Source organism: Luteimicrobium album (assembly GCF_030161555.1).
In the GTDB taxonomy this organism is placed as follows: Bacteria; Actinomycetota; Actinomycetes; order Actinomycetales; family Cellulomonadaceae; genus Luteimicrobium; species Luteimicrobium album.
Map to the genome: position 1 here is coordinate 2826421 of NZ_BSUK01000001.1, position 23294 is coordinate 2849714.

The 23294-nt window shown below is 74.6% G+C and carries 13 protein-coding genes and 6 pseudogenes; 7 read left to right on the top strand and 12 right to left on the bottom strand.

Features of this window, described 5'->3' with window-relative positions:
* Positions 1 to 272: 272 nt before the first annotated feature.
* The 4 genes and pseudogenes from QQK45_RS14490 (at position 273) to QQK45_RS22410 (ending at position 3474) form a co-directional block, all read left to right on the top strand.
* Entirely contained in the window at positions 273 to 1616 is a 1344-nt protein-coding gene (locus tag QQK45_RS14490; RefSeq protein ID WP_284293911.1) for a hypothetical protein, read from the top strand.
* Positions 1617 to 1623: 7 nt separating this feature from the next.
* Positions 1624 to 2526, top strand: a complete 903-nt coding sequence (locus QQK45_RS14495) for a DUF8094 domain-containing protein (protein WP_284293912.1) — start codon at positions 1624 to 1626, stop codon at positions 2524 to 2526.
* A 189-nt stretch (positions 2527 to 2715) separates the two neighbouring features.
* Positions 2716 to 2898, top strand: a pseudogene (locus tag QQK45_RS22405) (thioredoxin domain-containing protein); the annotation flags it as partial.
* Positions 2899 to 3141: 243 nt separating this feature from the next.
* The gene (locus QQK45_RS22410) at positions 3142 to 3474 is read left to right on the top strand and encodes a tetratricopeptide repeat protein (protein WP_348525367.1); all 333 of its coding nucleotides are present in this window, start codon (positions 3142 to 3144) and stop codon (positions 3472 to 3474) included.
* 67 nt (positions 3475 to 3541) lie between these two features.
* On the opposite strand, the pseudogene glgB reads toward QQK45_RS22410, so the two are convergent.
* Positions 3542 to 5783 (bottom strand): annotated as a pseudogene (gene glgB / locus QQK45_RS14505) (1,4-alpha-glucan branching protein GlgB).
* 97 nt (positions 5784 to 5880) lie between these two features.
* Here glgB and QQK45_RS14510 point away from each other — a divergent pair.
* A pseudogene (locus QQK45_RS14510) lies at positions 5881 to 7730 on the top strand (alpha-galactosidase); the annotation flags it as partial.
* Between the two features lie 32 nt (positions 7731 to 7762).
* A complete protein-coding gene (locus tag QQK45_RS22415; RefSeq protein ID WP_348525368.1) occupies positions 7763 to 8230 on the top strand; it encodes a GH36 C-terminal domain-containing protein in 468 nt (155 codons plus the stop codon).
* A 12-nt stretch (positions 8231 to 8242) separates the two neighbouring features.
* Here QQK45_RS22415 and QQK45_RS14515 read toward each other — a convergent pair whose 3' ends face one another.
* From QQK45_RS14515 to QQK45_RS14525, 3 genes and pseudogenes are all read right to left on the bottom strand, one after another.
* A complete protein-coding gene (locus QQK45_RS14515) occupies positions 8243 to 9661 on the bottom strand; it encodes a maltokinase N-terminal cap-like domain-containing protein (protein ID WP_284293914.1) in 1419 nt (472 codons plus the stop codon).
* A pseudogene (gene treS, locus QQK45_RS14520) lies at positions 9658 to 11339 on the bottom strand (maltose alpha-D-glucosyltransferase). The gene QQK45_RS14515 and the pseudogene treS overlap by 4 nt, the downstream one beginning before the upstream one ends.
* Positions 11340 to 11449: 110 nt before the next feature.
* A pseudogene (locus tag QQK45_RS14525) lies at positions 11450 to 13471 on the bottom strand (alpha-1,4-glucan--maltose-1-phosphate maltosyltransferase).
* Between the two features lie 561 nt (positions 13472 to 14032).
* On the opposite strand from QQK45_RS14525, the gene QQK45_RS14530 reads away from it, so the two are divergent.
* Complete coding sequence (locus tag QQK45_RS14530) at positions 14033 to 15028, top strand: hypothetical protein (RefSeq protein ID WP_284293915.1); 996 nt, start codon at positions 14033 to 14035, stop codon at positions 15026 to 15028.
* Positions 15029 to 15131: 103 nt separating this feature from the next.
* Here QQK45_RS14530 and QQK45_RS14535 read toward each other — a convergent pair.
* The 8 genes and pseudogenes from QQK45_RS14535 to QQK45_RS14565 all read right to left on the bottom strand — a co-directional run bounded on the left by QQK45_RS14535 (position 15132) and on the right by QQK45_RS14565 (position 23262).
* Positions 15132 to 16798: pseudogene (locus QQK45_RS14535) on the bottom strand (FAD-binding dehydrogenase).
* A gap of 35 nt (positions 16799 to 16833) precedes the next feature.
* Entirely contained in the window at positions 16834 to 17586 is a 753-nt protein-coding gene (locus tag QQK45_RS22420; RefSeq protein WP_348525243.1) for a family 1 glycosylhydrolase, read from the bottom strand.
* Complete coding sequence (locus tag QQK45_RS22425) at positions 17559 to 18077, bottom strand: family 1 glycosylhydrolase (protein ID WP_348525244.1); 519 nt, start codon at positions 18075 to 18077, stop codon at positions 17559 to 17561. Before QQK45_RS22425 ends, QQK45_RS22420 begins: the two co-directional genes overlap by 28 nt.
* Positions 18074 to 19630, bottom strand: a complete 1557-nt coding sequence (locus QQK45_RS14545; RefSeq protein WP_284293916.1) for a family 20 glycosylhydrolase — start codon at positions 19628 to 19630, stop codon at positions 18074 to 18076. The genes QQK45_RS22425 and QQK45_RS14545 overlap by 4 nt, the downstream gene beginning before the upstream one ends.
* On the bottom strand, positions 19627 to 20490 hold the full coding sequence (locus QQK45_RS14550) for an ATP-binding cassette domain-containing protein (protein WP_284293917.1): 864 nt from the start codon (positions 20488 to 20490) through the stop codon (positions 19627 to 19629). The genes QQK45_RS14545 and QQK45_RS14550 overlap by 4 nt, the downstream gene beginning before the upstream one ends.
* A complete protein-coding gene (locus QQK45_RS14555) occupies positions 20487 to 21245 on the bottom strand; it encodes an ABC transporter ATP-binding protein (protein WP_284293918.1) in 759 nt (252 codons plus the stop codon). Before QQK45_RS14555 ends, QQK45_RS14550 begins: the two co-directional genes overlap by 4 nt.
* Complete coding sequence (locus tag QQK45_RS14560) at positions 21146 to 22324, bottom strand: ABC transporter permease (protein WP_284293919.1); 1179 nt, start codon at positions 22322 to 22324, stop codon at positions 21146 to 21148. The genes QQK45_RS14555 and QQK45_RS14560 overlap by 100 nt, the downstream gene beginning before the upstream one ends.
* Positions 22321 to 23262 carry an ABC transporter permease gene (locus tag QQK45_RS14565; RefSeq protein ID WP_284293920.1) on the bottom strand — a complete coding sequence of 314 codons (942 nt, stop codon included), beginning with the start codon at positions 23260 to 23262 and terminating at the stop codon, positions 22321 to 22323. The genes QQK45_RS14560 and QQK45_RS14565 overlap by 4 nt, the downstream gene beginning before the upstream one ends.
* Between the last annotated feature and the right edge of the window lie 32 nt (positions 23263 to 23294).

Consider the following 23294-nt stretch of genomic DNA (forward strand, 5'->3'; position numbering starts at 1 on the left):
CACGCTACGTCCCCCGGACCGGCCGCGCGCCCACCTCCGCGCGCGAGCGGCTGCACCGGATCTGCCGGCTCGGTCGTGTTCGTACGGCCCGATTGGGAAGGATACATGGCGAGCCTGCGCCTGTGGAGGGGCCGTGAACGTCAGCGCCGAAGGGTGTGCGCGCGACCTCGTGGATCGGGCATACGGGACGAGCCTCCGCGCGGCGCCCCTATCCTGAGGTGTCCCGCCCTGAGCCTCGAGCACCCTCGAGACCCCCGACCGGAAGGAAACGAGTGCCGTACCGCATCATCGGGCTCGCCCTCGTCGTCCTCGGCGTGGTGTCCGCGGCCCTCGGCGTCGCCTCCGCGACCGTGTGGCGCGCCGACTCCACCGTCACCGCCAGCACCCACCCCGCCTCCGACGCGCCCACGCTCGTCACGACCGGCCCGGGCGTGCTCGGGCTCGTCGACGACAAGGTGAGCATCACGGCGCGCGCCGCGGACGGCGGGGACGTCGTGATCGCCGTCGGCCGCGCCGACGACGTCGCCGGCTGGGTCGGCGACGACCCGGTCACCCAGGTGACCGGCATGACCGACTGGTCGACGCTCGCCACGAAGACCACGAGCGGCGAGGCGCCCAAGACGGCGCCCGACCCGTCGTCGTCGGACATGTGGGTCTCCTCGACGTCCGGCTCGGGCGAGGTGACGCTGCCGTGGACCGCGCGCGACGGCCGGTGGTCGGTGCTCGTGGCGGCCGTCGGGGACGACGCCCAGGCGCCGACCCTCGCCCTCACCTGGGACCGTGAGGTGACCACGCCCTGGCTGTGGCCGCTCGTGCTCGTCGGTCTGGTGCTCGTCGTCGTGGGGCTGGTCGTGATGTCCCTCGGCCGGCTCCGGACGCGCAACCGCCACCAGGAGGCGGTGCTCGCGGCCGCGCGGACCAACGCACCGCCCGCGCCCGCCCCGGCGGGCGTCGGCGAGGCCTCCCCGAGCACGACGACGACCCTCACCCGGCGCGAGCTGCGCGAGCAGGCGCTGCGCGAGGCCCAGAACCAGCAGCGTCGTCGCGGCGGCCGGCGTGGCAAGACCGGTGATGAGGCCCCGCTCGACCCGGCGGCCGGCGTCCCGGCCCCGCCCGCCGACGAGCCCGCGACGTCCACCGTCGCGATCCCCGTGGACGAGACCGCGAAGGGTGCCGCCGACGCGTGGCGCCGCCGCTGGAACGTCCCGGCCCGCATCCCGCCGATCCAGCAGCAGCCCGGTGCGCGGCAGCAGCCCGGTGCACCGAGCGCTCCGCAGGACGTCTCTGGCCCGAGCGCCGGGTCCGCTGCGCCGGCCCCCGGGACCGCGCCGCACCCGGACCAGCCCGCGCCCCCGCCGGCGCCCCCGGCGTCCCCGGCTGGGACGACATCGTCGGCGGCGGCGAGCAGCGACGTCGAGCACGCAAGTGACCACCGCACCCCCACAGGACCGCGAGAACTCCATGAGCAACCCCGTGAACCACGACGCAGCAGCCCACGGCCGCCGGCCGCGCCCCGCGCGCCGGCTCGGCCGCCTCGCGCTCCCGACCACCGTCGCGGTCGCCGTCGGCCTGGTCGCGACCGCGTGCGCGACCCCGGTGCCCAAGCCCACGCCTGAGGCGACCGTGACGCAGCCCGCGCTCAGTCTCGACCAGGACACCGAGATCCTCGGCAAGGTCGGCGACGTGCTCACCGTCGCGGACAAGAAGCGCGACTCGAAGGCGCTCTCGCAGCGCCTGTCCGGGCCGGCGCTCGCCATGCGAACCGCAGAGCTCCAGGTCGCCAAGGCCACGAAGTCCGACGACGACGTCACCGCGCTCCCCACCAAGGTGCAGACGGTCGTGGTGCCGACGTCGACGGCGTGGCCGCGAGCCGCGTTCGCGGTGTCCGCGCAGCCGTCGAACACCGAGCCGCCGCGCCTCATGGCGTTCGAGCAGAGCACCGCGCGCGACAACTACGCCCTCTGGGGCTGGGCGCGCCTGTTCCCCGGCATCACGATGCCGACGTTCGCCGCACCCGGCACGGGCAGCGCGGCGGTCGCGTCCGACGACGCGTCGCTCGTCCTCGCGCCCAAGTCGGCCGTGTCGCACTACGTGGACGTGCTCAACAAGGGCAGCAAGTCGAAGTACGCCACGAGCTTCGCCCAGGACGCGTTCCGCACGGGCCTGGCGACGAAGGCGGCCGGCCTCGACAAGAACAAGAACTTCAAGTCCGCGAAGGGCAAGTACGGCGAGACCTTCACCGCCGCGAAGTCGGCGCCCGTCGCGGTGCGTACCGCCGACGGCGGCGCGCTCGTGATGGCGGACGCGTCCGCCGTCGAGAAGACGTCCGCCGAGTCGAAGGCCAAGATCGTCCCGTCGACCGCCGCGACCAAGGCTCTGTTCGGGGACGCCAAGCCCACGAACACGCTGGTCGTGACCTACCGCGACGTGTTCGCGCTGTACGTCCCGCCGGCCGGAGCGTCGGACACGAAGGTCACGGTCCTGGGCGTCGAGCACGTGCCGGTGAAGGTCGCCACGCACTCCTAAGATGGTGGCCATGAGCCAGCCGACCGGACCCTCGTTCGACGTGCGCGGAGCGGTGGACCTCTCCGCCCTCCAGCGGCCCACCGTCCCGCCCCCGGCGAGCCGGGCGGTGCGCCCGTCGCCGACGGCTACGTCGTCGACGTCACCGACGAGACCTTCCAGCGCCTCGTCGAAGACTCGGCCCGGTACCCCGTCGTCGTCCTGCTGTGGCTCCCCACGGACGAGGCCAACGCGACCCTCGCGCAGACGCTCGGCTCCCTCGCGACCCAGTACCGGGGGCGGTTCCTCCTCGCCCGCGTGGACGTCCAGGCCTACCCGTCGGTCGCCGCGGCGTTCCAGGTCCAGGGTGTGCCGACCGTCGTCGCGGTGCTCCAGGGCCAGCCGTTGCCGCTCTTTCAGGGGAACGCCTCGCCCGAGCAGATCCAGGGCGTCCTCGACCAGGTGCTCGCCGCCGCCGAGCAGAACGGCGTCACCGGCACCGTGCCCGCGGGCGACGGCTCGCAGCCCGAGGTCGAGCCGGAGCCCGTCGAGGAACCGCTGCCGCCGCTGCACCAGGAGGCGTACGACGCCATCGAGCGCGACGACCTCGACGCCGCCGTCGCCGCGTACACCAAGGCGATGAAGCAGGACCCGTCCGACGCCCTCGCGAAGGCGGGGCTCGCTCAGGTCGAGCTGCTGCAGCGCACCCGCGACCTCGACCTCCAGGCGGTGCGTGCCGCCGCGGCCGCCGACCCGACGAGCCTCGACGCGGCCCTCGACGTCGCGGACCTCGACCTGTCCGGCGGGAAGGTGGACGACGCGTTCGGGCGCCTCATCGACCTCGTGCGCACCACGAGCGGGGACGACCGGGAGCGCCTGCGCAAGCGGCTCGTCGACTACTTCGAGATCGTCGGGACGCAGGATCCGCGCGTCGCGGCGGCCCGCCGAGCGCTCGCGAACGCGCTCTACTGAGCGTCGCGCGCCGTCGAGCACGGCGCCCACCTCGCGAGGTAGGCGTCCCCGCCGTACTACTTCGCGGTCACTCCTCGGGGACGAGGAACAGCGCGCCCAGCGGGGGCAGCCGCACCGACGCGGAGTGCGTGAACCCGTCCGCGTCGACCTCCTCCGCGGTCACGGAGCCCAGGTTCCCGACGCCGGAACCGCCGTACGTCTGCGCGTCGGTGTTGAGGGCCTCGCGCCACACGCCGGCCCGGGGCAGGGGAGGCGGTACTCCTCCTGCGGGATGCCCGCGAAGTTGACGGCCACCACCACCTCGCCGCCGCGTCTGTCGCGCCGGACGTACGCGACGACGTCGTGCCCGGCGTCGTCGGCGACGAGCCACTGGAAGCCGGCGGGGTCGTGGTCGAGCTCCCACAGGGCGGGGGTCGCACGGTAGAAGGCGTTGAGGTCGCGCACGGTCTGGAGGACGCCCGCGTGCCCGGGGTCGCCGAGGGTGGCCCAGTCGAGGCTGCGGGCCTCGGACCACTCGTCCCACTGGGCGATCTCGCAGCCCATGAAGAGGAGCTGCTTGCCGGGGTGGGACCACTGGTAGGCGAGGTAGGCGCGGACGTTCGCGAGCTTCTGCCACAGGTCGCCGGGCATCTTGCGCACGAGCGAGCCCTTGCCGTGCACGACCTCGTCGTGGCTGATGGGCAGCACGAACTGCTCGGAGTAGGCGTAGACGAGCGAGAACGTCAGCAGGTTGTGGTGGTAGCGGCGGTTGATGGGCTCCTCCTCCACGTAGCGGAGGGTGTCGTTCATCCAGCCCATGTTCCACTTGAGGCCGAACCCGATGCCGCCCGCGTCGGTGGGCTTGGTGACGCCGGGCCAGGCGGTCGACTCCTCGGCGATCATCACGACGCCCGGGGTGCGCCGGTACGCGGTGGCGTTGGCCTCCTGCAGGAACGCGATGGCCTCGAGGTTCTCGCGGCCGCCGTGGACGTTGGGCCGCCACTGGCCGGGCTGGCGCGAGTAGTCGAGGTACAGCATCGAGGCGACGGCGTCGACGCGCAGCCCGTCGACGTGGAACTCCTCGAACCAGTAGGTCGCGTTGGCGACGAGGAAGTTGCGGACCTCGTTGCGCCCGAAGTTGAAGACGTAGGTCCCCCAGTCGGGCTGCTCGCCGCGCAGCGGGTCGGGGTCCTCGTACAGGGGGTGCCGTCGAACCGGGCGAGGGCCCACTCGTCGCGCGGGAAGTGGGCGGGCACCCAGTCGAGGATGACGCCGATCCCGGCCTGGTGGAGGCGGTCGACGAGGTAGCGGAAGTCGTCGGGGTGGCCGAACCGCGAGGTCGGCGCGTAGTACCCGGTGACCTGGTAGCCCCACGAACCGCCGAAGGGGTGCTCGGCGACGGGCAGGAGCTCGACGTGCGTGAAGCCCGTGTCCGTCACGTAGGCGGTGAGCTCGTCGGCGAGCTGGCGGTAGCCGAGGCCCTGCCGCCACGACCCGAGGTGCACCTCGTAGACGCTCATGGGCCCGTTGTGCGGGTCGCGGTGCGCGCGGGCGTCCATCCAGCCGGCGTCCTCCCACACGTACCGTGACTCGACGACGACGCTCGCCGTGGCGGGCGGCACCTGGGTCCCCTTCGCGAGCGGGTCGGCCTTCTGTCGCCACGAGCCGTCGCCCGTCAGGAGCTCGAACTTGTACAGCGCGCCCGGGCCGAGCCCGGGCACGAACAGCTCCCACACCCCGGTGGTCCCGAGCGAGCGCATGGCGTGCCGCCGTCCGTCCCACGCGTTGAAGTCGCCGACGACGCGCACCGCCTGGGCGTTCGGCGCCCACACGGCGAAAGCTGTGCCGTCGATGTCGCCGTGCACCGACGGGTAGCGGTGGAGGTTCGCGCCGAGGACGTGCCACAGCTCCTCGTGCCGCCCCTCGGCGATCAGGTGCAGGTCGACCTCGCCGAGCGTAGGGAGGAACCGGTACGGGTGGTCCTCGGTGCTCTCGCCGTCCCCGTAGCGGGTGCGGACCCGGTAGTCCGGCGCGTGGCCGCCCGTCGTCGGCACGACGGCGACCCACACGCCCGCGCGCTCGTGCCGGGCCGGGTGCTCGGTGGTCCGTGCGTCGGGGCCGGTGACGAGCACCGTCACGGCGTCGGCGAGCGGCCGCAGGACGCGCACGGTCGCACGATCCCCGGAGCCGTGCAGGTGCGGGCCGAGCACGGCGTGCGGGTCGTGGTGGCGGCCCTCAGCGAGGGCGTCGAGTGCGCCGTCGTCGGCCGGGAGCGGGGGACCTCGGGGGAGGGATGCGGATCGGCGCCTGACATGCCCACACCCTGCCACGCCCGCCCTGCTCTCGAAAGCGGACGACACGGCCCGACGAGGCACGATCCGGTCCGTGCCACCTGTGGGTCGGGCCGCCTTCCCCGAGGCTTTCGTGATGGGGTGGACGACGGACCGGCACCGGCGGCACGGACGCCGTACGGAAGAGGAGGACTCGGTGGCGAACGCCCCACGCTCGATCGTGCGCTCAGAGCGCAGCAGCCACACCCCCACGAGCGCGCCCGACCCCGCGCTCGCCCCGGCCGAGGCGCGCCGCGGAGCCCGTGCGGTCCACCTGCGCGCCGGCGGCGTCTCGCTCGTGCTCGCGCTCGACGACGAGGCACGCCTGCCGCGCGTCGCGCACTGGGGCGAGGACCTGGGCCCGCTCGACGACGCCGGCCTCGACGCCCTCCGCGAGGTCACGCGCCTGCAGCCGATCGGCAACCCCGTCGACGGCGAGATGCTGGTGTCGGTCGTGCCGGAGCAGTCGTCGGGCTGGCTGGGGACGCCGGGTCTCGCGGGCAGCCGCCGGGGCGCCGGGTTCTCGACGTGCTTCACCGTCCGCGACGTCCGGCTCGAGCCCGCGCCGGCCGGCTGGGTGCACCGGCTCGTCGTCGACGCGGACGACGAGGACGCCGGCCTGGGGCTCCGGCTCGAGGTCGAGCAGGCGGCGTCGGGCGTGGTGCGCCAGCGCGCGTCCGTGCGCAGCGAGCCTGGCGACCCGGTCCCGGACTACGCGCTCGAGCGCCTCCTCGTCGCGTTCCCGGTGCCCGGCCGGGCCACCGAGATCCTCGACTTCACGGGTCACCACCTGCGCGAGCGCAGCCCGCAGCGCACCGCGTTCACGCACGGGACGCACCTGCGCGAGAGCCGGCGCGGGCGGACCGGGTACGACGCGGCGTTCGTCCTGGCGGCGGGGACGGCAGGCTTCGGCCACCGCTCGGGCGAGGTGTGGGCGGTCCACACGGCCTGGTCCGGGAACCACGTGACGCTGGCCGAGCGGAGCTACCACGGCGTGAGCCTCGTCGCGGGCGGCGAGCTGCTCCTGCCGGGCGAGGTGGTGCTCGCCGCGGACGAGGACTACGCGGGCCCGTGGGTCTACGGCGCCTACGGCGTGGGGCTTGACGCCGTGTCCGCGCGGTTCCACGCGATGCTGCGCGCCCGCCCGGGGCACCCGCGCACGCCGCGCAAGGTCGTCGCCAACACCTGGGAAGCGGTGTACTTCGACCACGACCTCGGGCGGCTCACCGAGCTCGCACGGGATGCGGCCCGGGTGGGGGCCGAGCGCTTCGTGCTCGACGACGGCTGGTTCGGCGGGCGCCGCGACGATCGCCGCGCGCTGGGCGACTGGTACGTGTCCGACGACGCCTGGCCGGGCGGCCTCGACCCCCTGATCGAGGTGGTGCACGGGCTGGGGATGGAGTTCGGGCTGTGGGTCGAGCCCGAGATGGTCAACGAGGACTCCGACCTGGCGCGGGCGCACCCGGACTGGATCATGGCGCCGGGGAGCGGCTCCCGGGGCGCGCGCGGAACCAGCAGGTGCTCGACCTCGGCAACCCAGACGCCTCCGCCTGGATCCTCGAACGGCTCGACGCGCTGCTCACCCGGTACCCGATCGCGTACCTCAAGTGGGACCACAACCGCGACCTCGTGGAGGCGGGGCACCGGGCGTCGGGCGTGCCCGGGGTCCACGACCAGACGGTTGCGGTCTACGCCCTGCTCGACGAGCTGCGACGGCGTCACCCTGGTCTCGAGATCGAGTCGTGCTCGTCGGGCGGCGGGCGCGTCGACCTCGAGATCCTGGCCCGCACCGACCGGATCTGGGTCTCGGACTGCATCGACGCCGTGGAGCGGCAGCAGATCCAGGGCTCGACGAACCTGCTCGTGCCGTACGAGCTCATGGGCGCGCACGTCGGGGCGCCCGTGGCGCACACGACGGACCGGACGCTGCCGCTGTCGTTCCGTGGCGCGACCGCGCTGTTCGGGCACCTGGGGATCGAGTGGGACCTCACGTCGGCGTCCGAGGGGAGCTCGACGAACTCGCCGGCTGGGTCGCGACCTACCGCGAGCTCCGGCCCCTGCTGCACACGGGGACCGCCGTCCACGCGGACCTCGTGGACCCCGCGTACGCGCTCCACGGGGTGGTCGCGCCCGACGGGTCGGACGCGGTCTTCGCGTGGGTCGCGACGGCGTCGTCGACGTCGTACCCGCCGCCCGCCGTCCCGCTGCCGGGGCTCGACCCGGCCGCCGTCTACCGGCTCCGGCCGCTGCTGCCGGACGCCCCGATCGAGGGCAACGCGAGCCGGTGGGGGGTCGACCTGCCGTGGTGGGGCGCGGCGGGTGGTGCCCGCGCCACGGCGGGCGTCGTGGTGCCCGGATCGGTCCTCACCGACGTCGGCGTGGCGCTGCCGGTGCTGTTCCCCGAGCGGTCCGTGCTGCTGCGGGCTCAGCGGGTCCAACCCACCTGAGCCGTGCACGTCTCAGGCCGTGGTGCGCTCGAGCACGCGGTCGACGCCCGCGAGCGGGATGCCCACCCAGTCGGGGCGGTTCCGCACCTCGTAGACCACCTCGTAGAGCGCCTTGTCGAGCTCGAGCGCGGCGAGGAGGTCGTCCTGCCCCGCGCCGCCCGGCGTCGGGGCGTCCCCGCCGCTCGCCGCCCGGTACGCCGTCCAGAACGCGTCCCGCGCGTCGGCGGCCCACCGGGTCCCGTGCGCGCGCCCGACGGCGGCCGCGTAGTCGAACGAGCGCAGCATCCCCGCGGCGTCGCGCAGGGCGAGGTCGGGGCGGGTCCGCTCGGCGACCGGCCGCAGCGGCTCGCCCTCGAAGTCGAGCACCCGCCAGCCGTCCGTCCCGTGCAGCACCTGACCGAGGTGCAGGTCGCCGTGGATGCGCTGGAGCCGCGGGAGCGTGTGCCGCTCACCCGCCGCCGCCAGCGCGGCCTCCGCCCGGGCGTGCACGCGCGCGATCGCGTCCTCGCGCCGGGCCAGGATGGGCGCCTCGCCGGCCGCCCGCACCGCCCGCGCCCGCAGGTCGTCGACCAGCCATGCCGCGTCCACGACCGGACCCGTCCCGTACGCGCGCCGCAGGGCGGCGTGGAGCTGCGCGACGAGCGTCCCGAGCGCTCCCGCGTGCTCCGCGAACGACGCCGCCCGGCCCGCGAACGCGCACGCGAGCTCGAACCCGTCGTCGGCGCGCGGCACCAGCTCGGACAGGATCGCGAGGTGCAGCTCGACGGGCTCGTCGGAGGCGCCGGCCTCGTCGACCGACCACCACGCGAGCGGGCGCGGCACCCCGTGCCAGCCCGTGCGCGCGAGCGCCCGCGGGACGTCGAGGTCCGGGTTCGGCCCGGGCGCGACCGTCCGCAGGATCTTGAGGATCGCGCCGCCCGCCACCTGCGGCATCAGCACCGACGTGTTCGACTGCTCGCCCGCGACCACGCGCGCGCCCGCGAGGTCGGGCTCGCCGTGCGTCCCCGGTGCGCCCCCGGGCACGCCGCCACCGTCCTCCCAGCGCGCCCCCGCGAGGACCGCCGCCCAGAACGCCCGGTGGCGTGCGCCGTCGTGCACGACGTGCTCGACGCCGTCGCGGACGAGCGTCCCGACGGCGCTCGCGGGCGCCGCCCGACCGTCCGTCGGGGCGGGCTCGACGACCACGGGCACGTGCAGGAGCGGTGTGCCGGCGGAGGCGGTGTCGTCGTCCGAGGCGCGCGCGACGTCGACGAGCAGCGACGCCACACCGGGCGCGAGCGGGACCGTGCGCACGAGCCGCACGCGCGTCGCGACGCCCTTGACCGGGTACCAGCGCTGGGTCGGCAGCCACGGCGCGAGGACCGGCACGACGGCCGCGGCGGGCACCGGCCCGACCGCGCCGTCGTGGGACTGCTCCGGGGGTGATGTCACGGCAGGGGCGCCTCCTGCCGGCCGTCGGTCAGGACGAGCCAGTAGAAGTCGCGCGAGCCGAGCGTCAGGTGGACGCGCTCGTCCTCACCGACCGGCGGGAACGTCGCGCCCCCGAACACGTCCGCGAGCACGGCGCCCGCGTGGCCGGGCAGCCGGAGCGTCGCCGACGACGCCGTGGACGACAGGTTCGCCACGCACAGGATCGTCTCGTCGTCCGTCGCCCGCAGGTACGCGAGCACGGCCTCCTCGGTCGTCGTGACCTGTGTGAACGACCCGCACCCGAACGCCCGGTGCAGGCGGCGCACCTTGAGCATGCCGTGCAGCCAGTGCAGCAGCGACGTCGGCTGGGCGAGCTGGGCCTCGACGTTCGTGTGCGCGTAGTGGTGGACGAGCGACTGCACGAGCGGCAGGTACACCTTGCCCGGGTCGGCGGTCGAGAAGCCCGCGTTGCGGTCCGGCGTCCACTGCATCGGCGTGCGGACCGCGTCACGGTCGGGCAGCCAGATGTTGTCGCCCATGCCGATCTCGTCGCCGTAGTACAGGCACGGGCTGCCCGGGAGGCTGAGCAGCAGGGCATGCGCGAGCTCGATCTCCTTGCGCGAGTTGTCGAGCAGGGGCGCCAGGCGTCGCCGGATCCCGATGTTCGCGCGCATGCGCGGGTCCTTCGCGTACCAGCCGTACATGGCGGCGCGCTCCTCCGTCGACACCATCTCGAGCGTCAGCTCGTCGTGGTTGCGCAGGAACGTGCTCCACTGGGCGCCGCCCGCCGGCACCTCCGGGGTGTCCGCGAGGATGTCGACGAGCTGCGTCGAGCGCTGGTCCTTGATCGCGTAGAAGATGCGCGGCATCACAGGGAAGTGGAAGCACATGTGGCACTCCGGCTCCTCCTCGGTGCCGAAGTACTCGACCACGTCGTTGGGCCACTGGTTCGCCTCGGCCAGCAGGATCCGCCCCGGGAACTCCGTGTCCACCATCGTGCGCAGGCGGCGCAGGAACGCGTGCGTCTCCGGGAGGTTCTCGCAGTTCGTGCCCTCGCGCTCGAACAGGTACGGCACCGCGTCCAGGCGGAACCCGTCGACGCCCACCTGCAGCCAGTACCGCGCGACGTCGACCATCGCGTCCTGCACGTGCGGGTTGTCGAAGTTGAGGTCCGGCTGGTGGGAGAAGAACCGGTGCCAGAAGTACTGCCGGCGCACCGGGTCGAACGTCCAGTTGCTCGTCTCGGTGTCCGTGAAGATGATCCGGGCGTCCGCGTAGCGCGTGTTGTCGTCGCTCCACACGTAGAAGTCCCCGTACGGCCCGTCCGGGTCGTTGCGCGACGCCTGGAACCACGGGTGCGCGTCGCTCGTGTGGTTCATCACCAGGTCGATCACCACCCGGATGCCCCGCTCGTGGGACTTCTCCACGAGCTCCAGGAAGTCGGCCATGGTGCCGAACTGCGGCGCGATCGCCGTGTAGTCGGAGACGTCGTAGCCCCCGTCGCGCAGCGGCGACGGGTAGAACGGCGGCAGCCAGAGGCAGTCGATCCCGATCCACTGCAGGTAGTCGAGCCGCTCGATCAGGCCCCGCAGGTCCCCGTGCCGTCGCCGTCGGCGTCCGAGAACGCGCGCGTGATGACCTCGTAGAAGACGGCCGTCTTGTACCACTCGGGGTCGTCGGACAGTCCGTTGCGCTCCATGCCCGGCGGGTGCGGCTGCTGCGCGGGCGGCAGTGCCCACGTCGGGATGGGCGCCGTGGGCGGCGCCGAGACGAGGTGCTGGGGCGTCAGGCCCGTCGTCCGGTCGGCGCTCACGAGGGCCTCACGTGCACGACGTGCGCCACCTGGACCGCCGGGTCGAGCCGGACGTACGCGTTCCGCCCCCACGTGAACGACGCGCCCGACAGCTCGTCGTGCGCCTCCATCACCGGGAACCACGGGTCGTCGTGCTGCCTGTCCGCGGGGATGCCCAGCGCGTCGAGGTCCAAGAACACCGTCGTCTCCTGCACGTGGTGCGGGTCGAGGTTCACGACGACGAGCACGGTGTCGCCGACGGCGTCCGCGCGGGTCCCCGTGCTGGCCCCCGACTCCGACGACGGCGGGAGGCGGCGCGAGAACGCGAGCACCTGGTCGTTCGCCGTCGGGTGCACCGTGAGGTTGCGGAGCTGGCGCAGCGCGGGGTGCTCCCGGCGGATCTCGTTGAGCCGCCCGATCAGGAGCGCGATGCCGAGGTCGTCGCCGCGCGACCAGTCCCGCGGCTTGTACTCGTACTTCTCGTTGTCGATCTGCTCCTCGACGCCCGGCCTCGGCACGTTCTCGACGAGCTCGTAGCCCGAGTACACGCCCCACGTCGGCGAGCCCGTCGCCGCGAGGACGGCCCGCACCGCGAACCCGGCCACCCCGCCCTGCTGCAGGTACGGGGGAGGATGTCGTGCGTCGTCGGCCAGAACGACGGCCGCATCACCGAGCCCAGCGGCCCCGACACCTCCTCGAGGTACTCGGCGAGCTCGTCGCGCGTGTTGCGCCACGTGAAGTACGTGTACGACTGATGGAAGCCGACCGCCGCGAGCGTCCGCATCATCGCGGGCTTGGTGAACGCCTCGGACAGGAACAGCACCTCCGGGTTGGTCCGGCGGAACTCGCCGAGCAGCCGCTCCCAGAACGGCAGCGGCTTGGTGTGCGGGTTGTCGACGCGGAACGCCGTGACCCCGGCGTCGACCCACACGCGCAGCACCCGGAGGATCTCCTGGTAGATGCCCTCCGGGTCGTTGTCGAAGTTCAGGGGTAGATGTCCTGGTACTTCTTGGGCGGGTTCTCCGCGTACGCGATGCTCCCGTCGACGCGGCGCGTGAACCACTCCGGGTGCTCGGTGACCCACGGGTGGTCCGGCGAGCACTGCAGCGCCACGTCCAGCGCGACCTCGAGGCCCAGGTCGCGCGCCGTGCGGACCAGCTTGCGGAAGTCGTCGAACGTGCCCAGGTCCGGGTGGATCGCGTCGTGGCCGCCGTCGGGGGAGCCGATCGCGTACGGCGAGCCCGGGTCGCGCTGGTGCGGGGTGAGCGAGTTGTTGCGGCCCTTGCGGAACGTCGTCCCGATCGGGTGCACCGGCGTGAGGTAGACGACGTCGAAGCCCATCGCCGCGACCGCCGGGAGCCGCTTCGACGCCGTCGCGAACGTGCCCGAGCGCCACGTGCCGTCCGCGGCCTGCTTCGCGCCCTCCGAGCGCGGGAACAGCTCGTACCACGAGCCCGCGAGCGCGAGCGGCCGGTCCACGACCAGGGGTAGGTCTGTGACGGCGACACCAGGTCGCGCAGCGGGTGGTGCGCGAGGGCGTCCAGCACCTGGTCGCTCGTGGCGGCCGAGAACCGTACGCCCGGGGGCAGGCCGGCGTCGGCGAGCGCGGACGCCGCCGCGCGCAGGACCTCCTGCTCGGCATCAGGCCGGCCCGGGACCGCGAGGATCCGTTCGAACAGCAACGCGCCCTCGGCGAGCATGAGCTGGACGTCGATGCCGGCCGGGATCTTGATGCCCGCGTCGTGGCGCCAGGTCGCGTACGGGTCCGACCAGCCCTCGACGCGCAACCCCCACGTGCCGGTCTCGTCCGGCGACACGAACCCGCGAAACCGGTCCAGCCCCGGCGCGACGTCCACCATCGGCGACGTGGAGCGGTCCTTCCCGTCCGGGCCGACGAGGACCGCCGTCGCGGCCACCGCGTCGTGGCCCTCCAGGAACACCGTCGCCTCGACGGGGACGAGCTCGCCGACCGCGGCCTTCGCGGGCCAGCGGCCCTCCGCGATGGTGGGTGAGACCTCGACGACCGGGATGCGGCCGATGCCGGGGGCACCCGTGACGGCCGTGCCCTGGGGGAAGCCGACAGGTGCGGCGGGCGCGGTGACGCTCGCGGCGGGCGCGGGCGCCGTCGTGCGCGCCGCGGCCGTGCGGGTGGACCGGCCCCCTGCGGTCGACGTCGAGCGCGGGCGACGCGTCGCGCCGGCAGGTGCGGGGGTGGCGGCGGACCCATGGCTCGCCGTCGAGTCGGTGGGGTTCGTGGGGGTGGTGGCGCTCGCGGCGGCGTCGGTGTCGCGGGTCGCGGCGGCTGACGGCCGGGGCGTGGCGCGGCGGGGCGTGGTCACGGTTCGAACCTACCGCCGCGGGCCGAAGCGCTCCCCCGAGCCGCGCCGCGCGCTCGCCTCCCGCCTGTCATCGCCTTGGCCCCCTCCCGCCGAGCAAGCGAGTTTCGCGCCGAGCAAGCGCTGACTGCCCGCTTGCTCGGCGGGAAACTCGCTTGCTCGGCGCGGCACGAGAGTCGACCACAGCGGCAGCGTCGGGGGCCGTCGTGCACAGGCGCCGGTTGGCGCCGCCCCGGTCGGAGAGGTCTTCGCCAGGCTGGGCCCATGACGACGACGCTCCCGCCCCGACAGATCTTCGCCGAGCACGCGCACCGGCCGCCCGTCCGCGTCATCACACCGCCGCCGAGGCCCGACGTGCCGGGGCTGGTGCGGCGCGACGAGATCGACACGCCTGAGCTCCGCGAGCGTCTGTCCGACGGGACCCTCGTCCGGGTGGCACCCGGTCTGCTCGGAACGATGCAGCCTGATCAACCCGCGTGGCGCCGTCTCGAGGCGGAGCACCTGCTGCGGGTGCGCGCGGTCCTGGTGCGCTTGTGGACGGACTTCTCGTTCAGCCACGAGACCGCCGCCCTGCTCTGGGGCTGCTGGTCGTGGTGTCTTGGCCCGGCGGTCCATCTGACGCAGCTCACCGTGCCCTCCATGCCACCCGATCTTCGCTTCCCGCTCCGGCGGCACGGGCACGCGCTCACGTCCGCAGATCGCACAGACGTCGACGGGGTGCCCGTGACATCGCTCGAGCGCACCGTCCTCGACTGCCTGTGCAGCCTCCCGGCGGAGCGAGGGCTGGTGATCGCCGACTCGGCCCTCCGAGCGGGGGCCGACCTCGACAGCCTGCGAGAGCGCGCCGACGCATGGACGGGGCGCCGGGGGATCCGGGTCGCGCGCAAGGTGCTGGCGCTCGCGGACATCGAGGCGGAGTCGGCCGGCGAGTCGAGGACGCGATGGCAGCTGGCGGTGGGTGGCCTGCCGCGGCCTGTGCTCGCGATTCCCGTCGAGACCTTTCTCGGCTGGCGCTGGGTCGACCTCGGCTGGCCGGAGCTGAAGGTCGGCATCGAGTTCGACGGTGCGATCAAGTACAGCGGCGGCGGGTACGGCGATCCGGGCCGCCGACTGTTCGAGGAGAAGCGGCGGCACGACGCCCTCGTCGAGGCCGGGTGGATCCTCATCCGCGTCACCTGGGCCGACCTCGCCCATCCGGAGCGTCTTGTGGCGAGGGTCCGGGCGGCGCTCGCAGCCGCGCGTCGTCGGACGTTCCGATGAAGTGGGCGCCGAGCAAGCAGGTCTCGCGTCGAGCAAGCGGGCGGATGCCGCTTGCTCGGCGGACGAGGTGCTTGCTCGGCGGAGGGGGCGGGGCGGAGGCGCGTCAGCGGGCGAGTGCGCGGCCCACGGTCCGGCCGGTGAACAGGCAGCCGCCGAGGAACGTGCCCTCGAGCGCGCGGTGCCCGTGGACGCCGCCGCCCCCGAACCCGGACGCCTCGCCGACGGCCCACAGCCCGTCGAGGACCTCGCCGTCCGGCCGCAGGACCCGCCCGACGGCGTCGGTGTGCAGCCCGCCGAGGGTCTTGCGGGTCAGGACGGACAACCGCACGGCCAGCAGGGGCCCGTCCTTGGGGTCCGTGAGGGGTCGCGGCGGCGCGACGCGGATGAGCCGGTCGACGGTGAAGCGGCGCGCCATCGCGGTCGCGACGACCTGGTGGTCCTTGCCGAGCCCGCTGGTGACCTGGGCGTCGCGCAGGGCGATGGTCCGGGCGAGCTCGCCCGCGTCGATGCGGCGCTCGCCGACGAGCGCGTTCATGCCGGCGGCGAGATCGGCGGGCGTGGCCGCGAACACGAACTCGGGGGACTTCTCCGCGAACGCGGCGACCGGCCCGACGGCGCCCGGCAGGACGCGCTTGGTGAGCAGCCGGACGTCCTTGCCCGTGAGGTCGGGGTTCTGCTCGCTGCCGGACAGGGCGAACTCGGTCTCCATGATCCGGCGGTTGAGGACGAACCACGAGTGCGTGTCGCCCTGCCGGGTGACGTGCTGGAGGGACCCGAGCGCGTCGAAGCCGGGGTAGAGGGGCTGGGGGAAGCGGCGTCCGTCGGCGTCGAGCCACAGCGACGACGGCCCGGGCAGGATCCGGATGCCGTGGCGCGTCCACACGGGCGAGTGGTTGGCGATGCCCTCGGGGTAGTGCCACATGCGGTCCTCGTGGACCATCGCGGCACCGGACTCGCGCGCGACCTCGAGGAGCAGCCCGTCGGTCGAGTCCGGCACGCCCTGGAGCATGCGCGGCGGCAGCGTCCCGGCGTCGTGGGGCCAGCGCGCGCGGACCAGCTTGTGGTTCGCGCCGATCCCGCCCGACGCGATGACCACGGCCCCGGCCGCGAGCTCGACCTCCCCGACGACGTCGCGCGACGAGGGCGCGCCCCGCTCGGCGTCGTCGGGCGCGAGGACCTCGGCGCGCACCCCGGTGACGCGCCCGTCGGCCACGACGAGGTCGGTGACGCGGTGCCGGAACCGCACGTCGAGGAGCCCGCCGCGGGCGGCGTCGAGCGCGGCGGCGACGAACGGCTCGACGATCCCGGGCCCGGTGCCCCACGTGACGTGGAAGCGCGGCACCGAGTTGCCGTGCCCGTCGGCGAGGTAGCCGCCGCGCTCGGCCCACTGGACGAGCGGGAACCAGCGCACGCCCTTGCCGTGCAGCCAGGACCGCATGCCGCCGGCGGCAAAGTCCACGAACCCGCGTGCCCAGGCGTACCCGTGCTGGTCGGGGCCCTCGCCGCGCTCGGCGCCCGGCTCGAACTGCGCGGACCCGAGCCAGTCGGAGAACGCGAGGTCCGCGCTGTCGTGCACGCCGAGGCGCCGCTGCTCGGGGAGTCGACGAGGAACAGCCCGCCGAACGACCAGAACGCCTGCCCGCCGAGGCTCGCGCGGGGCTCCTGGTCGAGCAGGATCACCCGCTTGCCCGCGGCGGTGAGCTCGCCGGCGGTGACGAGCCCGGACAGTCCTGCCCCGACGACGATGACGTCGACCTCGGTGTCGTTCATGCCGCGGAGCGTACCCGCTGCGAGGGTGCGGTCCGTCATGCGCCCCCGACGACGGCGGCCCGCCCCGCCCGGGCGTGCGCGCCGAGGTGCGCGAGGCTGGGCTTGGGGGTGCGCACGAACGTGTCTCGGTCGACGGCGACGAGCCCGAAGTGCGCGTCCCACGTGCCCCACTCGAAGTTGTCGAGCAGGGACCAGTGCAGGTACCCGCGCACGTCGATCCCGTCCGCGAGCGCCCCCTCGACGGCCGCCAGGGCCCCGTCGAGGTACGCGACCCGCTGCGCGTCGTCACTGGTCGCGATGCCGTTCTCGGTCACGAGGAGCGGGGTGTCCCCGACGATCGACGCCGTGTGCCGCAGCGCGTGCCCGATGGACTCGGGGTAGTACTCCCAGCCGGTCTCGGTGTGGACGACGTCCTCGGGGGCGGGGAGCGGTCCGTCCGGCCCGACGACGGTGCGCGTGTACGACTGGACGCCGACGAAGTCGTCGCCCTTGGCGGCGTCGAGGTAGCGGTCCTCGCGCGACCAGGCCCACTCCCGCGTCGTGGCGGCGGCGCGCTCGGCCGTGGCGGCGTCGTCGGACGCGAGCGGCTGGAACACCTGGTTGGCGACGGTCCAGCCGGAACGCAGGCCGGGCACGGCCGCGAGCTCCTCGCGCGCGGCCCGGTGCGCGGCGACGAGCGCGTCCCCGGTGGCCTCGTCGGGCGGGGGCAGCTCGTCGGCGCGCAGCTCGGACCGTTCCCGCCCGACGAGCGCGGGGTTCGTCACGAGGGTCGTGAGCAGGGCGAGCATGTTGGGCTCGTTGATCGTGCACACCCACTCGACGCCGTCGAGGATCGGCAGGACCGCGCGGACGTACGACCGGAACAGGTCGACGGCGTCGGGCCCGGTCCACCCGCCGACCTGGCGGAACCAGAGGGGCTGGTGAAGTGGTGGAGCGTCACGATGGGGGTGATCCCGCGCTCGAGGCAGCCCTCGACCATCCGGCGGTAGTGGGCGAGCTCGGCCTTCGACACCCGGCCGGGCACGGGCTCGACGCGCGCCCACTCGACCGAGAACCGGTACGCGTCGAGGCCGGCCGCGGCGAGCAGGTCGAGGTCCTCGCGCCAGCGGTGGTAGCTGTCGCACGCGTCGCCGCTGCGGTCGGTGAGCAGCGACCCGGGCCGGTTCTCGAGCGCCCAGACGTCGCTCGCGACGTTGTTCCCCTCGACCTGGTGCGCGGAGGTGGAGGCGCCCCAGAGGAAGCCGTCGGGGTAGGTGGGGCGGGCGTCGGGCAGCGTCATGCGAGGGCTCCTTCGTCGGTCTTCGAGTCGGCGGGCCAGTACGCGGCGCCCCAGCCGGTGCGCCGCCACAGCGCCCGGTGGGGCACGACGCGCGCCCGGTGGTCGTCCCAGGGGGTGGTCGGGGTGGTCCAGGCGCGCTCGGCGACGCCCGCGAGCCGGGGAAGCAGCAGGAACGCGAGGTCGTCGAACGACGCGACGGTCTCGCACCAGACGGCGGCCTCGACGCCCGCGAGCGTCGCGCCGTCGAGCTCCGGCAGGGTGTCCGGCGCCCAGTCGAACGTCGCGCGCAGCGTCTTCGCGGGGTAGCCCGGCATGCCGACGCGGGCGCGCCGGGCCTCGCCGGCGTCGTCGTCGGCGGGCTCGGCGTACGGCCGGTCGAGGTAGAGGACGTCGCTCGTGGACACGAGCACGGGCACGCCCGCGCGGACCGCGGCCGGGACGTCGCCCGGGGCGCGCGCGAACATCGCCACGGCCTGGTCGACGAGCGGGTGGAGCTCGGCGGGCGCCTGCGCCTTGAGGGCGTCCGCGTCGGGCCGGTTCTCGGGCCCGATCCAGTACTGCAGGACGTCGGCGGGCGTGAGCGTGCCGCCGCGCACGGCCTCCTGCCACACGACGGCGCGGCGCCCGGCCGCGTGCACCGCGGCGAGCTGGCCACGGACGACCTCCGCGTAGTCGGCCTCGGGCATCCCGAAGGGCTCGTCGCCGCCGACGTGCACGAACGGCCCGGGTGACAGGTCGGCGAGCGCCGCGACGACGTCGCGGACGAACCCGGGCACGGCGTCGTGGTCCGCGCCGAGGTGGCCGAGCATCGGGTGCGGCGGCACGGGGCCGAGCTCGGGGTGGGCGGCGAGCGCGGCCGCGGCGTGCCCGGGGAGGTCGGCCTCGGGCAGCACGACGACGCCGCGCTCGGCCGCGTACTCGACGAGACCGGTGAGCTCGTCGTCGGTGAACGCGACGCCCGCGCCGAGGCGGGGGCGCCCGGGAACGGGCAGGCGCCAGGCCTGCGAGTCCGTGAGGTGCAGGTGCAGCACGGAGAGCTTGTACCGCGCGAGCAGGTCGACGACGGCCCGCACCTCGGCGGCCGTGAACGGGTGCCGGACGACGTCGAGGGACAGGCCGCGCCACCGGAAGCGGGGGCCGTCCTCGATGTGCCCGAGCGGCAGGGTGCCGGGCTGCTCGGCCGCGAGCTGGACGAGCGTCGCCAGCCCGCGCAGGACGCCCGTGCGCGACGCGGCGCGGAGCCGCACGGCGTCCGGCTCGACGACCAGCACGTAGCGCTCGTCCACGGGCTCGGGCCCGGGCTCGACGCCGTCCGCGGCGGGCAGGTGCGCGACGGCGTCCGGGTCGAGGGCGACGTCGACGAGGGTCGAGCCGGGCCCGGGCGGCGCCACCGCGTCGCGCGCCGCGTGCGCGAGCTCGGCCGCGAACCAGGCGGCGGTGCTCGCGGGGACGCCGCGTGCGTCGTCGGGCACGAGGGCGAGCGGGCCGGCGAGCGGTGCGCGGCCGTCGAGCGCGACGCGCAGCGGCCAGGGGACCAGGGGCGGGCGGCTCACGCGGCCGCCTCCGACGACGGGGACCCCGACGACGCCCGCACGGCCGCGAGCCGCTCGCGCCGGGCCCGCTGGGCGGCGGGGTCGGCGACGGGCGCGGACAGCAGGAGCCGCTGCGTGTACGGGTCGGTGGGGTGCTCGGTGACGTCGCGGGTGGGCCCGGTCTCGACGATCCGCCCGTCGTGGATGACCGCGACGCGGTGGCTCAGGTACCGCACGACGGCGAGGTCGTGGGACACGAAGAGGTACGCGACGCCGAGGTCGCGCTGCAGCTCGAGGAACAGCTCGAGGACCTTCGCCTGCGTCGTGAGGTCGAGCGCGGAGACGGGCTCGTCGCACACGATGAGCCGGGGTCGGACGGCGAGGGCCCGGGCGATCGCGACGCGCTGCCGCTGTCCGCCCGAGAACTCGCGCGGGAGTCGCCGGGCCGCGTCGCGCGGCAGCCCGACCCGGTCCAGCAGCCCGGCGACCTCGGCGCGTGCGTCGTGCGCGGAACGGCCGTGCGCGACGAGGGGTTCGGCGAGCGTGTCGCCGACGAGCAGCGACGGGTTGAGCGACGTGTACGGGTCCTGGAAGACGACCTGCATCGACCGCGAGAGCTCGCGCCGGTGGCGCCGGGACGCGTTCGTGATGTCGACGCCGTCGAACGTGATCGAGCCGCCGGTCACGGGGGCGAGGCCCAGGACGGCGCGGCCGATCGTCGTCTTGCCCGAGCCCGACTCGCCGACGAGCCCGAGGGTCTCGCCGGGCCGGACGTCGAGGTCCACCCCGTGCAGCACCTCCGTGCGCGGTGCGCGCAGACCCTTGCCGGGGTAGGCGACGTGCAGGTCGTGGACCGCGAGCAGCGGTGTCGTCGTGGTCATGCCGTGACCTCCGTGCGGTCGGTGCTGGTCCCCGCGCCCGACACCACGGTCGGCGGCGTCCACTCCCCGCGCGCGGGGGCGTCGTCGAGCACCGCGGCGAGCAGCGTGCGCGTGTCGGGGTGCTGGGGGCGGGTGAGGATCTGCTCGGTGGTCCCGGTCTCGACGATGCGACCGTCCTGCATGACGGCCACGCGGTCGCACAGGTCGGCGACGACGCCCAGGTTGTGGGTCACGAGCAGGACGCCGAGGCCGCGTTGGGCCTGGACGCGGCGCAGGACGTCGAGCACCTCGGCCTGGACGGTGACGTCGAGGGCGGTGGTGGGCTCGTCGGCGACGAGCAGGAGCGGGTCGCACGACAGCGCCCCCGCGATGAGCACGCGCTGCGCCATGCCGCCGGAGATCTCGTGCGGGTACAGGCCCATGACCCGCTCGGGGTCCTTGATCTCGACCTGCCGGAGCAGCTCGACGGCGCGGGCGCGGGCCTCGCGCCGGGACAGCCCGAGCACGCAGCGCAGCGGTTCGACGAGCTGGCTCCCGATCGTGAACGTCGGGTCGAGGTTGCTCATGGGCTCCTGCGGCACGTACGCGACGACGCGGCCGCGCAGCCGCCGGCGCTGCTTCTCGGGCAGCCCCAGGACCTCGCGGCCCTCGACGGTCACGGACCCGCGGCCGACGCGGCCGCCGTCGGGCAGGATGCCGAGCACGGAGAACGCGGTCTGGGTCTTGCCCGAGCCCGACTCGCCGACCAGCCCCACGACCTCGCCCGGACCGACGTCCAGGTCGACGCCGTGGACGACCTCGGTGGGGTCGTCGTCGGGCCCGTAGAGCACGGTGAGGTCGCGCACGGACAGGAGGTCGCCGCGCGGGCGGGCGGAGCCCAGGGCCGGGTCCGCCCACGGCGCGGACCCGGCCGCCCGACGGCGCGCGGGCCGCGCGGCGCGTGCGCCCGCCCCTCGAGCGCGTCGCGCAGGGCGCTCGCGACGAGGACGAGGCAGGCGCTCGTCACGCCCAGCGCGAGCCCGGGCCAGAGCATGAGCCGCGGGTCGCGCTGGATGTTCTGGAAGGCCTCGTTGAGCATCGCGCCCCAGGTGGGGGAGTCGCCGCTGCCGATGCCGAGGAACTCCAGGCCGGCCTGGAGCCCGATCGCGACGCCCGCGACGAGCGCCGCCTGGATGACGATGGGCGCCCGGACGACGACGAGCACGTGCCGTCCGACGATGCGGGTGTCGGACAGGCCCGCGACGCGCGCGGCGTCGACGTAGAGCTCGCCGCGCACGTCCGCGACGACGCCGCGCGTGAGCCGGTAGAAGCTCGGCGCCACGAGGACGCCCATGACGACCATGAGCACCCAGACGGTCGGGCCGAGGATCGCCCGCGACGCGAGCAGCACGACCATCGCCGGGAGCGACATCACGAGGTTGGTGAGCCAGCTCGCGGCGGCGTCGAAGCGCCGTCCGCGGTACCCGGCGACCAGGCCCGTGGGCACCCCGAGGACGAGCGCCACGGCCACCGCGAGGACGGCGCCGCCGAGCGTCGTCCGGCCGCCGTAGAGGAGGCGGGACAGCACGTCGCGGCCGGCGGAGTCGAAGCCGAGCGGGTGTCCCGCGGTCGGCCCGCCGAACGCGGAGGCGAGGTCCGCGGTGCTCGGGTCCTGGGATGCGAGCACGGGGGCGAGGAGGACGGCGGCCACGACGAGCAGCAGCAGCGCGCCGGCGACGACGCCGAGCGGGCGGCGGCAGAACGCGCGCCACGTGCCACGGCGGGGAGCGATGTCGGTGGCGGGCGCCGTCGGGCCGGTGCCGGGCTCCGACAGCTCGGGGAGCTGGGCGCTCATGCGACCCTCGCCTTCGGGTTGAGGACGCCGACGAGCACGTCGACGAGGAGGTTGACGACGACCACCCCGGCCACGGAGACCATGACGAGGCCCATGATCACGGGGACGTCGCCGCGGGTCGTGTACTGGACGGTCATCGAGCCGATGCCGGGCAGGCCGAAGATCTGCTCGACGAGCACCGCGCCGCCGAGGAGCCCCACGAACTGCAGGCCGAGCACGGTGAGCGCGGGTGCCGACGCGTTGCGTACGACGTGCCGGAACAGCACCCGGCCGGGCGGGAGGCCCCGGGCCCGCAGGGTCCGCACGAAGTCGCGCTGCAGCACGTCGAGGACGGACCCGCGGACCTGCTGCGCGACGCCCGCGACGGCCCCGACGGACAGCGCGGCGACGGGCAGCGTGATCGTGGAGAGCCACCCGCTCACGGACTGCGTGAACGGGATGTACCCGATCGCGGGGAACCAGCCGAGCCGGACCGCGAAGACGAGCACGACGACGAGCGTGACGAGGAAGCCGGGCAGCGCGTACCCGACCACGGACAGCACCTGGACGCACCGGTCGACGAGCCCGCCCCGGACCGCGGCCCACACGCCCAGGAGGAGCGAGAGGACCGCGGTCACGAGGGTCACGCCGACCACGAGGCTGAGCGTCACGGGCAGGCGGGTGCCGAGCGCGCTCCACACGTCCTCGCCCGTGAACCACGACCGGCCGAGGTCGCCGCGCACCGCGTGCGACAGCCAGTCCCCGTACTGCGCGAGGACGGACCGGTCGAGGCCCAACGAGGCGTTCTTCGCGTCGACGGCCGCCTGCGGCGCGGACTGGCCCAGGAGGGCCCGCCCGACGTCGGCGTGCGGGATCGACAGCAGGACGAACGTGAGGAGCGAGATGACGAGGAGCAGGAGGATCCCTGCGCCGAGCCGTCGGGCGAGGAAGGTCAGCATGGCGTGTCCGGGTGCGTCCGTGGTCGGGTGGG

Excerpts from the sequence above, each read along its gene's own strand:
- QQK45_RS22410 (WP_348525367.1), top strand. The coding sequence starts at position 3,142 with ATGAAGCAGGACCCGTCCGACGCCCTCGCGAAGGCGGGGCTCGCTCAG.
- QQK45_RS14530 (WP_284293915.1), top strand. The coding sequence starts at position 14,033 with ATGACGACGACGCTCCCGCCCCGACAGATCTTCGCCGAGCACGCGCAC.
- QQK45_RS22420 (WP_348525243.1), bottom strand. The coding sequence starts at position 17,586 with ATGCTCGCCCTGCTCACGACCCTCGTGACGAACCCCGCGCTCGTCGGG.
- QQK45_RS22425 (WP_348525244.1), bottom strand. The coding sequence starts at position 18,077 with ATGACGCTGCCCGACGCCCGCCCCACCTACCCCGACGGCTTCCTCTGG.
- QQK45_RS14550 (WP_284293917.1), bottom strand. The coding sequence starts at position 20,490 with ATGACCACGACGACACCGCTGCTCGCGGTCCACGACCTGCACGTCGCC.
- QQK45_RS14560 (WP_284293919.1), bottom strand. The coding sequence starts at position 22,324 with ATGAGCGCCCAGCTCCCCGAGCTGTCGGAGCCCGGCACCGGCCCGACG.
- QQK45_RS14565 (WP_284293920.1), bottom strand. The coding sequence starts at position 23,262 with ATGCTGACCTTCCTCGCCCGACGGCTCGGCGCAGGGATCCTCCTGCTC.